The organism is Floridaenema evergladense BLCC-F167, from assembly GCF_041929205.2.
Classification (GTDB): domain Bacteria; phylum Cyanobacteriota; class Cyanobacteriia; order Cyanobacteriales; family Aerosakkonemataceae; genus Floridanema; species Floridanema evergladense.
The window spans coordinates 4,463,576-4,475,310 of sequence record NZ_CM171625.1 but is presented as its reverse complement, the minus strand read 5'-3'; the positions used below and the strand labels follow the sequence as shown (position 1 = coordinate 4,475,310).

The 11,735-nt window shown below is 38.7% G+C and carries 11 protein-coding genes; 5 read left to right on the top strand and 6 right to left on the bottom strand.

What is annotated here, in order from left to right; all coding sequences use genetic code 11:
* Positions 1-115: 115 nt before the first annotated feature.
* Positions 116-463 carry a histidine triad nucleotide-binding protein gene (locus ACE1CA_RS21925; protein ID WP_413278836.1) on the bottom strand — a complete coding sequence of 116 codons (348 nt, stop codon included), beginning with the start codon at positions 461-463 and terminating at the stop codon, positions 116-118.
* Between the two features lie 81 nt (positions 464-544).
* Here ACE1CA_RS21925 and ACE1CA_RS21920 point away from each other — a divergent pair, with 81 nt between their 5' ends.
* The 3 genes from ACE1CA_RS21920 (at position 545) to ACE1CA_RS21910 (ending at position 3,493) form a co-directional block, all read left to right on the top strand.
* Positions 545-2,074, top strand: a complete 1,530-nt coding sequence (locus ACE1CA_RS21920) for a YifB family Mg chelatase-like AAA ATPase (protein WP_413278838.1) — start codon at positions 545-547, stop codon at positions 2,072-2,074.
* 141 nt (positions 2,075-2,215) lie between these two features.
* Positions 2,216-3,115, top strand: a complete 900-nt coding sequence (locus ACE1CA_RS21915; RefSeq protein ID WP_413278835.1) for an ATP-grasp domain-containing protein — start codon at positions 2,216-2,218, stop codon at positions 3,113-3,115.
* Positions 3,116-3,193: 78 nt separating this feature from the next.
* A complete protein-coding gene (locus ACE1CA_RS21910; RefSeq protein WP_413278834.1) occupies positions 3,194-3,493 on the top strand; it encodes a Uma2 family endonuclease in 300 nt (99 codons plus the stop codon).
* Here the strand turns inward: ACE1CA_RS21910 and ACE1CA_RS21905 are convergent.
* Positions 3,484-4,005 (bottom strand): Uma2 family endonuclease, encoded by a 522-nt coding sequence (locus ACE1CA_RS21905; RefSeq protein ID WP_486517480.1) that lies wholly within the window; start codon positions 4,003-4,005, stop codon positions 3,484-3,486. The two genes, ACE1CA_RS21910 and ACE1CA_RS21905, sit on opposite strands and share 10 nt — an antisense overlap.
* Positions 4,006-4,096: 91 nt before the next feature.
* On the opposite strand from ACE1CA_RS21905, the gene ACE1CA_RS21900 reads away from it, so the two are divergent.
* Complete coding sequence (locus ACE1CA_RS21900) at positions 4,097-5,095, top strand: IS630 family transposase (RefSeq protein WP_486517479.1); 999 nt, start codon at positions 4,097-4,099, stop codon at positions 5,093-5,095.
* 191 nt (positions 5,096-5,286) lie between these two features.
* Here ACE1CA_RS21900 and ACE1CA_RS21895 read toward each other — a convergent pair whose 3' ends face one another.
* Genes ACE1CA_RS21895 through ACE1CA_RS21880 form a run of 4 tightly spaced genes read right to left on the bottom strand, consistent with a single transcriptional unit; the run spans position 5,287 to position 9,530 of the window.
* Positions 5,287-5,511 (bottom strand): type II toxin-antitoxin system MqsA family antitoxin, encoded by a 225-nt coding sequence (locus ACE1CA_RS21895; protein ID WP_459563643.1) that lies wholly within the window; start codon positions 5,509-5,511, stop codon positions 5,287-5,289.
* Entirely contained in the window at positions 5,511-6,890 is a 1,380-nt protein-coding gene (locus tag ACE1CA_RS21890; RefSeq protein WP_413278940.1) for a DUF1802 family protein, read from the bottom strand. The genes ACE1CA_RS21895 and ACE1CA_RS21890 overlap by 1 nt, the downstream gene beginning before the upstream one ends.
* A 10-nt stretch (positions 6,891-6,900) precedes the next feature.
* Positions 6,901-8,790, bottom strand: a complete 1,890-nt coding sequence (locus tag ACE1CA_RS21885) for a hypothetical protein (protein WP_413278941.1) — start codon at positions 8,788-8,790, stop codon at positions 6,901-6,903.
* Between the two features lie 47 nt (positions 8,791-8,837).
* Positions 8,838-9,530 carry a hypothetical protein gene (locus ACE1CA_RS21880; RefSeq protein WP_413278942.1) on the bottom strand — a complete coding sequence of 231 codons (693 nt, stop codon included), beginning with the start codon at positions 9,528-9,530 and terminating at the stop codon, positions 8,838-8,840.
* Between the two features lie 476 nt (positions 9,531-10,006).
* Here ACE1CA_RS21880 and ACE1CA_RS21875 point away from each other — a divergent pair, with 476 nt between their 5' ends.
* A complete protein-coding gene (locus ACE1CA_RS21875) occupies positions 10,007-11,731 on the top strand; it encodes an extracellular solute-binding protein (protein WP_459563644.1) in 1,725 nt (574 codons plus the stop codon).
* The last annotated feature ends 4 nt before the right edge of the window (positions 11,732-11,735 follow it).

Here is an 11,735-nt window from a genome sequence, read left to right as displayed (position 1 = left end):
TTTAGGGACTGGGGACTGGGGACTGGGGACTGGGGACAAGGGGACAAGGGGACAAGGGGACTGTTTAATCTTCCCCATCTCCCCATCCCCCCATCCCCCCATCTCCCCATCTCTTCTAACCGGGAGGCCACGCCATTTGTCTGCCTCCTAAAATGTGTAAATGGAGATGGTATACAGTTTGTCCACCGTCTGGGCCATTGTTAATTACTACTCGATAACCATTTTCTAGTCCAGCTTGTTCGGCAACTTGCTTGACAATTAACAGCAGATGACCCAAAATCTTGTGGTCTTCGGGTTCCGCATCAGCAAGCTTAACAATCGGTTGTTTGGGAATGACTAAAATATGAACAGGCGCTTGGGGATTGATATCTCTAAAAGCGAGTGCCAAGTCGTCTTCATAGACGATATCTGCGGGAATTTCCCGACGGATGATTTTGCCGAAAATCGTGTCTTGTGCAGTCATTGATAATTTTTCATTCATCAATTGTCAATGATAAGAGACGATCGACAAAGAACAACTAAATTAATCGCTAAGGAAAGAACTGTGTTAGCTAGAGTTTGGAGTGCATCACTTGTCGGCATTGACGCTGTGAAAGTGGGGGTGGAAGTGGACGTTTCGGGCGGACTTCCGGGAATTGTTGTGGTTGGTTTACCGGATGCTGCTGTGCAAGAGTCTCGCGAACGGGTAAAGGCGACGATTAAAAATGCGGGGTTTGCTTTTCCGATGCGAAGAATTGTAGTTAATTTAACTCCCGCTGATTTACGCAAGGAAGGGCCAAGTTTTGATTTAGCAATTAGTATTGGAATTTTAGCGGCATCGGAGCAAGTTAACCCGGATTTGTTGGGGGATTTCCTATTTTTAGGCGAAGTTTCTTTAGATGGTAGCTTACGTCCGGTTGCTGGTGTTTTACCGATCGCAGCTGCTGCCAAACGTTTAGGAATTGCAGGTTTAGTTGTTCCAGCTGATAATGCACAGGAAGCGGCAGTTGTGGAAGATTTGGCGGTTTATGGGTTGGAAACTTTAACCGATGTAGCTAATTTTTTGGATAATCCCAACCGTTATCAACCTGTGAAGATCGATCGCCCAAAACCGAAAGATCGATCGCACTTTTCCAGCTTAGATTTAAAAGATGTGAAAGGTCAAGCACACGCTAGACGGGCTTTAGAAATTGCCGCTGCTGGTGGGCATAATTTGATTTTTGTTGGCCCTCCGGGAAGTGGTAAAACAATGTTAGCTAGACGTTTACCTGGGATTTTACCGGAATTAAGTTTTGAAGAATCGCTCGAAGTAACTCAAATTTATTCGGTTGCTGGGTTATTAAAAAATAGAGGTAGTTTAGTTAGCGATCGACCTTTTCGGAGTCCCCATCATTCTGCTTCTGGCCCTTCTTTAGTTGGTGGTGGCAGTTTTCCCAAACCTGGAGAAATTTCTTTAGCACATCGAGGAATCTTATTCCTGGATGAACTCACTGAGTTCAAAAGAGATGTTTTGGAATTTCTTCGCCAACCTTTAGAAGATGGATATGTGACGATTTCTCGTACTAGATTATCTGTCATGTTTCCGGCACAATTTACATTAGTTGCGAGTACTAATCCCTGTCCTTGTGGTTATTTTGGGGATACGATTCAACCTTGTACTTGTTCTCCCGGAAAAAGGGAACAATATTGGGCGAAACTTTCTGGCCCTTTGATGGATCGCATCGATTTACAAGTAGCAGTTAATCGATTGAAACCGGAAGAAATTACTAATCAACCTTTAGGAGAAGATTCTACCTCAGTTCGGGCTAGGGTGCAAGCGGCTAGAGAGCGATCGCAACACCGTTTTAAAACGGAAACAAATTTGCGTTCTAATGCGGAAATGCAAAGCCGTCATTTAATGCAATGGTGCAAGTTAGATGATGCTTCCCGGAATTTATTAGAAGCGGCAATTCGCAAGTTGGGACTTTCGGCTAGGGCGAGCGATCGCATTTTAAAAGTAGCGAGAACGATCGCCGATTTAGCAGGTGATGAAGACATCAAAACTCAGCACATTGCCGAATCAATTCAGTATCGCATAATTGATAGAATGCAGTAAACATAAATAATACCAGCCTCGCCTGTAAATGGCTCTTTCAGATTATAAAATGTTCTTAACTGCATAAAAACATAACAATCAGAAAGAGCCGTAAATATTTTTTGGGAAATACTGTTGCAAGCAAAAAGATGATGAATGTCTATGTTAGTTCTCAGTGAAGCTTCCGATCGAATTCCTCCCTCTGCTAGCAGTAGAGATATTAAAGCAGTAACCGAAATAGCCAAACTTTTAGGATGTCGGGTTTATTATATACCCCAAGATTTCACTATTTGCGAAACAGCAGAAAATGCACTATTTCATATCCCAAAACAAGAGCGAGAAACGTTAGGGGTATGGATTGGCTATATTCCTACACCAGAACGTTATACAGCTATTTATAATGAAGCACTTCGGAAAAATATTCGACTTTTAAACACACCTGAAGAACACTTGACGGTGCAAGAGTTCGATCGAGCATATCCCAAAATATTAAATTTAACACCAGAAAGTATGACAATTACCGATTTAGCCCAATGTCAGGAGGTTGTTAGTAAACTGGGATTACCCTTATTTGTCAAAGGTACGGTGCAATCTAGAAAAGCTAGAGGTTGGAAAGCTTGTGTTGCCAATACATTAGCCGAATTAGAAATACTATCTCAGCAATTACTTAATTTAGAAAATAGATCTAGAGGTCGAATTATTGCGAGAAAATTAGTTAAATTGCGTCACGTTCGTTCTACACCAGAAGGTTTTCCCTTGGGACGCGAGTATCGCGTGTTTGTTTATCAACAAAAAGTGATTGGTTGCGGCTACTATTGGGAAGGTGAAGATCCTCTAAAAAAACTTTCTACTAGTGAAGAATCAAAGGTCATAGAACTAGCTTTAAATGCAGCAAAACGTCTTGAAGTTCCATATTCTGCAATAGATATTGGACAACTAGAAGATGAAAAATGGATTGTAATTGAAACAGGAGATCCGCAATTTTCAGGAGTTAGTCAAATACCTTTATTGCAGCTTTGGAATGAGATTATTAAAATAGATAAAAATGATTGCGGGATTTAAGATTAAGTGAAAAAATGTTATTTTTAAAAAAATTTACGCTAAAATATTACACAAGTTGATTTAGGTGTAAAGTAGCTTATGCCATCTGTAAAAACAAAATTTTTGACAGATGAATGGGTAGTAGCAACGTGGGATGAGTATGTCAAAGCGATCGACCATCAACAATTAGAAAATGCGAAAAGCTATTACTACAAAGGACAACTGCGAATTGAAATGACACCTCAAGGATACGATCATTCCTACGATAATTTACTGATTGGCTACTGTGTACAATTATTTGGTGGCATAACAGGTATTGCTATAAGTGCAGTTACTAACTGTACATTTAGGCGAGGTAATGAAGCAGAAGCTCAACCAGATTTAGCTTTTTACATTTGAATTTGAGTTAATAACCAAGCTACTACTTGTGAGTGTGGCATTTGGCGACTGCGACGCAAAGTTTCTTCTAATAAACTCATCTCTAATCCTGGCAATTTTTGAGATTGAGTAATTTTTCTACTTCCGCCTGTGGGAATAATTTTAAAAGCAAATATTTCTGGCTTTTGTACGTCTACTATCCAGTATTCTCCTACTTTTACTTCTTCGTAAAGTAACCGTTTTTCGCCTTTATCATCTGATAAGGTTGTGTCGGAAATTTCGATCGCAATATCTGGCGGTGGCGTAACATCGAGGTTGACAATCGCACTTCCTGTAGGTGCAAGTTCCGCTCTTTCTCCAACATAATAAGATATATCTGGCTGACACTCCAAAACCCCAGGTTTTCGATAGCTACAGTTATCTAATCCATTTAGCGGGATATTTTTAATAGCAGCAAATAAAGGAACAGCAACGGCGCTAATTGCATGATCTTTTGCATGATTTGGGCTTACTATTATGTCTTCAATCCTCATTTTTCCGTTGTAAGTACCTATGCAAAAATAATTGTATATTACAAAGATAATTGTATATAGTAAAGCTAGGAACAGTAAAGGGGAGAGGGAAATGCGATTTATTAGAGACTTGACACCAGAAACAATCAAACTGCTCCAGAGAATATATAAACAGAGCGCACATTATCAAGTGAGAGAGAGAGCGCATTGTATTCTATTAAGTTATCAAGGAAAAAGAATTGAGGAATTAACCGAAATATTTCAAGTAAGTAGAAATACGATATATAACTGGATGAACGATTGGGAAGAACACAGATTAGTAGGATTATATAATCGCCCAGGTCGGGGGAGAAAGCCAACATTTACAGAAGAACAAAAGCAACAAATAAAAGCCTGGGTAAAACAATCGCCTAAAAATTTAAAAAAAGTAATAGCAGAGATAAAAGAAGAATGGGAAATCACCGTGAGCAAGGATACAGTTAAACGAGTGATAAAAAGTCTAATCATGTGCTGGAAAAGATTTAAAAGAGGATTAGCAGGTCAGCCAGACCCCTTAGAATATGAAGAAAAGAAGCAAGAGCTTACCTTATTAAAACAACGGGAAGAAGCGGGAGAGATCGAACTAAGATATTTGGATGAAACTGGATTTTGCTTAACACCTTATGTGCCTTATGGATGGCAAGAAAAAGGCGAAATAAATTCCCTAAAAAGTAGCCGAAGTCGGCGGCTAAATGTCCTGGGGATAATGAGTCGCTCTCAAGAATTATCTGCTTATATATTTGAAGGGAGAATCACTAGTGAAGTCGTCATATCTTGTCTGGATAAATTTGCGGAAACTCTGACAAAAAAAACGTTTGTTGTTCTGGATAAAGCCTCATTTCATCGAAGTCAAAAAATTGCGGAGAAAATCAGTGAATGGCCACAGAAAAATTTAGAGATATTTTGGCTCCCATCCTACTCTCCACAACTTAACTTAATCGAAATTCTCTGGCGATTCATGAAATATGAATGGATAGAAATAGATGCTTATTCTAGCTGGCAAAATTTAGTTGATTATGTGGAAAAAGTCATTCGAGACTTTGGCAAAGAATATACAATTAATTTTGCATAAGTACTTAATAGTAGCCTTTAGCTTTTTGATAAGCTGGGTTGTCAAAGGTTTGGATAAATTCATCCCATGAGGCTATTACCCAGGTATCTGTTAGTAGTTTTGTTGACAAGTTACTCATTTTTTCTGTTTTGTATCTACTATTAAATCACGGAGGTAGTAGAAGCGATCGCCACCACAACTTTACAACTTTTCTAAGCTGCATACCGAATAATTTCTACTTCCGTTCCGTTAGCGATCGCTATTTCTGCTCGTTGTAATACTTGCTCTGTAATCTCATCACTTAAATAATATTCTCCGCAGTTATCGCAAACTTCTGCTGGCACTTTTTTAATGATGACGATCGACTCTTCTCTTTCTAGTGTTACTGTAACTAAACCTGGGTTACTTTGTCCGTGTTTACAAGTTAGACATCTGATCATTTCTTCTCCTCTTCTACTATTAAGTCACGGAGGTAGTAGAAACGATCGCTTTGCCAATCATTACCTTTTTTTCGTCCTAAATAACCTGCTAAAGGTGATGAAAGTTCTATAAGTAATTCGTGAACTGGTAAATCGTCTAGTTTAGGACTTGGCTCCTTAGCAAACATAACATTATAGTGAGCGCGAATTGCAATTGTTGGATGTTCGCTTCCTACTTCACCTAGTTGTTTGACTGTTTCAACGATATGCGATCGCAGCTTGATAACTTGCTTAACTCTATCTATATAATCGTTGACTTTATTATCTACTATACCAAATGGTTCGCTTTGTAAGCACTGCTTCAAATCTAGCAGGTTAATAGAGCCTTGGTAATTTGCTTTAAGTTCAACTAATCTTTGTAAAGTTTCAGGTCGTATTACGTTCATTTTATTTTCAATAGCTGCTTTCTTAGCTAATTCAACCAAAGGGCCAGCCGCAATAATTAGCTTAATTGATCGGTTGTATTGTTCTGAACCCAAGTTAAGAATACCAAGGTCTATAAGTTCTGTACAGACGCGCTTTGGTACATTTTCATTTTTACTCGCTTTGCATTCTCCTACTACTGAATAAGGAAATTCACAGTAAAAGTCCAAGCCTGATGACCCACCTACCTTTTCAGGATCTAGGTTTCCTCTAGGATTGGTATTAGAACAAGAGAAACCTAACTTGAGCAAAGCTTTACGCACTAGCTTTTCAAAGGAATTCCCATCACTGGAATTTCCTATTTTTGCAATAGTCTTAATCCATTCTAAATCTGGATCAGTTTGTTCTATAGGTAGATTTTTAAGGCTATTTAGAATGGTTTCAATATCTGGAACTGTTTGTTTAACATCTGGGGTAATGGTTATTTCTCCATTGATTTGCTTTCGCTCTTCTAAATGTCGCTTACGTTCGACAAAAATAGATTCGCTCAATACAGGTAAATTATGGGTAACAGTTAGAGAATTAGGTAAACCCACAAATTTACCTATCTTTTCCCCGATGGTCGAATCTAGCGACATTTTAAGTGGTTGAGCCAGCAGGTAAACTCGCAAATAAGCGAGAAAAATATTTGCTCTTTGCCCCAACATTTCCTGTAAACTTTCTGTTGTCCACACCGTTATAGGCGATAAATTTTCCAATGATTCAGTAGCATCTAAAACTTGGCATAGTTCACATCTAGCCCAAGCTTTAATAATTATCGTCTCATTTTGAGTGTCTGCTGGATAAAGAGCAAATTGCTGCCCCGGACGGAGAAACAGCCGAGGCACAGCCGCAATTGTCCGCCCCTGGATTAAAGCTTCAATTTCCGGGGCAGGTAAACACAATGCTGTTATAATCACAACCTGTTGGCTCATTTTTGGTTAGCTATAAACTCAGATCAATATCAAGGGATAAATCAGGTACGCTTTGAGGAATACTCATAGGCAAACCATCAGCAGTTAAGTTACTAGGTTCTTGACCAGAAGGATCGCTAAGAATCTCTCGAATAAGAGGATTATTAATAGCTATTCCTTTCTGATCTATGAAATCAAAAATCTCTTCGTCACTCAGTTGGTAACTTTCTTTCTTTTCATAAACAAACTGGATAGCTAAAAGAGGTTTAATGTGCTCAGCCTCTAACTTCACCCATTCACCACCTTTTTCTTTCAAAAGTATCCTTGCATATTCTTTTGCTACTTTAGCACCAGGGTTGATTTCCTTAGAGCGAACTAAGCAACCGCGTGTCAAGTCAAATTTTCTGTAGTCAATTAATTTGTTCAAAGCAGCTGTGAGAAAACCACCAGACTGTTGAACAACAGCCACTCCTATCTTTACTGTTCTTCGCTTTTGTTTTCCTGCTGGCTTTTCTTTGCCAATTATTTTGAAATCGATATATCCTTTTTTTCCAGCGCTAGATTCCACTTCTACAACATCCTCTATTTCCACTCCTTCTACAGTTTTTCCCATTAAGCTTAAAAAGCCGATCCAGAGAGCGTAAGAAATTGTCCAATCAGCCTCTAGATACTCTTCTATATTTTCCTCAACTTCTACTAATTCGGTTTTAAATGCAACTTCAACAGAAGACGACGGCTTAATAATTACGTTTGGGGTATTAAAATGGTCTCCACACCACTTCAAAACGTCTCTAACAGTAGGTTTCTGCTTTCCCAATTCCCTAAGTTTATTTGCATCGAATGGATAAAGAGATGATGGCGGTGTTTGTTGATGTTTTTCATAAAACTCTCTCAACCATTCAGAGACTACTAATACCACATCATCAGAGTTTAGAAATTTCAAATCAACAGGTTCTCGTTGAATAGGATAATTTGCTATCCTGTCAATGACTGCTTCAGCTTGGGGCAATGCCCTAACATGGTTTTGCCAAGTACTATCATAGACAGCCATCAATAAGATGCCACGTTTTATGTTGTTGGATAAGTCCTTTGCTAGACTTGCAATAACCATTGGTACAGTCAAGCCATCTTTACTCACATTTGCCTCATCTAACTCATCAAAGCAAATCACCGGAACTTTGTAATCGCTGATTATGTCTAAAATTTGGCGTGCAGTAGTTAATACTGCTAAATCTTTTTCTTCTTTTTTCGGGTTGTTTAAACCCATTGTCTTGGCTTGTTCTTCTGCTAATTCTAAGCCAGAGAGCCAATGAGTAGCATAATTGGCATAGTCTGGAGAAAGTGTCCATAAAATAGCTTTAACTAAATAAGGATTATTGATATCAGTCTTATTTTGCAGAACCAAATTAGTCAAACGCTCAACTAAATCATCTGAATATTTGTTCAGCCAAACTGGAAACATACTCATATATTGTTGAGGAGTATAAGTCCAATTTTTAGCATCATTAATTAAAGCAGTGGCAACTTCTTGCCACTGCATTATCCCTTGGCAACTTCCAAATGATCTCAGGCTAGAAACTACATTTTGGAGAAACTGATAGTTAATTTGATTCAAATCGTCATACTTATTCATACAGACAAATAATGCTGTATTATCTGTCTGTAAGCAGTGACGAATCCGACTGATAATTTGAGTTTTACCTAGTCCTTTTTCGCCTCTGATGGTGATTCCTACAGTTTGACGCTGCCTTTGATGTACTAATTTAACTGCTTCAAAAACAGCATTGGAAGCATGGGCATTAATTGAAGAAACGTCTGGAAAACTCTTGCCCCATATTTGCGGAGTTTGAACGATAGTACGTCCGGCAAATGGATTATAATTTGCAATCAGGTTGTCAATTGTAGATGTGGTAGTAGTCATAATTTTTGTAAGTTACGTAAGTTAATAGGTTGAAAAGGTAAAAAACTTCAGGGTTTCAGACGCTTGGCATAGCAACGCAGTCCACTCAATTCAGTAGTGATTGAATCTTGAATCTTGTCTGGGGCGCTATCTTCGACACTGCCTTCAAGAAGCTGAAAAATGTCATTTGCCTGCATTTCCAACATCCAGTCATTAAACTGCGATCGCGTCACCCTATCGCCAATCTCTCGCCGAATTCGATAAATTGGCACCAAGTTATCTAAGTTGTAATCCCGATTCAAATTGTCGTAGACTTCCAACGCCACTTGCATAAACTCTTCATAAGAATTGATTCGGGCAGACAAGCCGCTATGCGGCTTCTCCGCTGCTACATTTTGGGTAGATGCAACAGTGGAACTCCCCTCGTTACTTATAGTTCCCATTTCCCGAATCCACTTCAACAACGAATTTCCAGTTTTTGCCCCAATTTGGTTTGTAAACTGAAATTCTGAAGATTGAATACCAGCTGATAAAAATTCCATACCCTTAGCAGTTAAAAATACTTTCTTACCCGAAATCTGCATTAACTCTTCAACTAATAATTGATCCAAAACTTCCTGAAAATCGCCGATTTTGCCCCCTTTTGGCACAATTCGCTTAGTCAACACGCCCTTATTTACTTGCTTTTGTGCTGCACCAATGTCCCATAACGCCAGCAAAATCAAAGTTTTTGCATGAGGAGATGTCGCTTTCAATGGCATTCTATTATTCCTTTAGAAAGTTTTTTAAATTACGGATTTAACCCAATAATGTGTTTTCCAAATAATTATTATTGTCTATTCAATCCAATTCTTCAATTACTAAAATATTAAATAAAAAAAAATCAGTATTTACCGTAATTTATCCAAAGTTTGTGCAGTAATTACATTAAGCTTATTTAAGTCATATTGCATTAATTTGATGATCAACAATCACAGAATTGAGAAAAATTTATCACTCAAACCTTTCTCTAGACGATCGCAAATAACACAAAAAGCTCTAACTAACAATCCCCCCTCTGGGGAAAACTTAGCGATCAATTTCAGTGAAAATACTGAAAAACTATACTGTTGACAAATTAATAATACACTGGTATGGAAATTCGGAAATTTTGCCCGGAGATTCGGAAAGGATGCGATCGCACAATGTAGTTATATTTGTCTACACAAAGCCAGACGCTTGGTTAAGCGAAGGTTATATGAAAACCAAAACGCGAAACAAACATAAACATTCTCATCTCAAACACCTGACTGCCACTTTAGGAATATTGTTCTTGACTGCTTGCGCTTCTGGTAACAGTGAAACTCAGCCACAAGGATTGGAAGTCAAATTTTTAGTCGGAAGTGCATTAAAAGATTTTTGCACCCAAGCAGCCCAACAATTCAATCAAACTAACCCTAAACTTGACAACGGCAAAGAATTTTATTTAAGTTGTGCAGCCAAAGGAAGTGGAGATGTAGTCACCACAATGAACAACTTAGCCCAACAACTTAAAACAGGTAGCTTAAAACCCGACGCACCAGAATTTCCTACCTTAATTTCAGTCGATGGAGAAATCTATCAAGCTCAATTAATTGCCGCTATCAATAGTATTTTTTCCGGTCAAAAATACATCCCAGAAATTACCGATTCACCCCTATTAGCAACCAGTCCAATGGTATTTATTGCCCCTACAGATGTAGCCGCAGGACTGAAAAAACAACCCGACTTATACAAAGTATTAGTAACAGCAAAAAATTACCGGGAACTAGATCCAAATAGTCCCCAACTGCCAATCTATTTCGTACAAACAGCACCCACACGCTCAAATTCTGGGTTACAAACATTAGTAGCACAATTCGTTAGCGTATCTGGAAAACGACCAGAACAATTAACCATAGCAGATGTGCAGAATTATCAAACCCAAATTCAAAACATACAAAGTAAAGTCACCCGCTACGGAGTTTCCACAGACTCATTAGCAACAGACATGGTGAAAAATGGGCCATTTTGGGCTTCCGTTGGTTCAGTTTATGAATCATCTGTTATCAAAGCAAATTCTAATTTACAACCAAATCAAACTCGCTACGAAGCAATTTATCCGCAAGCTACATTTACTTCAAATATGCGGGCAATTTTGCCGACAGCACCTTGGGTAAGTGCAGATGAAAAAGCTGCTGCGGAAAAAGTAATTGAATATTTGCGATCGCCTCAAACCCAAAAAATTGCCACAGAACTTGGTTTAAGACCGGGAGTTCCCGGAGTAGAATTAGGCGCAAAATTTACCCCACAATTTGGCGTTAATCCTAATGCAAAATACGACTCTTTGCGCCCACCAAAACCGGAAGTAGTTGCAGCAATGTTAAAATCTTGGCAAGAATTTGCTAAAAAACCATCGCAAGTAGTAATAGTAGTAGATTCCTCCGGTTCAATGTCAGGTAATAAATTACCAGCAGTGCAGACAACTTTACGCAATTATATTCAAAATTTAGGGCCAAAAGAACAGATTACTTTGATTGATTTTGACTCAGAAATTCGGCAACCAGTTTCAGCTGATGGCACTCCCCAAGGACGCGATCGCGGAATACAATTTATCAGCAGTCTCCAAGCAGAAGGCGGAACATCCTTGTATGATGCTGCCTTATATGCTCGAAATTGGCTAGTCCAAAATCCCCGCAAAGATGCTATTAATGCAGTAGTCATTCTCACCGATGGCGAAGATTCCGGCTCAAAAATTAACCTGGAACAACTGCGCCAAGAACTGCAAAAAAGCGGCTTTAACACCGATCAAAGAATTGCCTTTTTCACCGTTGGTTATGGCAAAGAAGGAGAATTTAATCCCAAAGTTTTGCAAGAAATTGCTCAACTAAACAGTGGTTACTATCGTCGCGGAGATCCTGATACTATTTCCAGTTTAATGTCAGATTTACAGGTAGAATTTTAAGCAA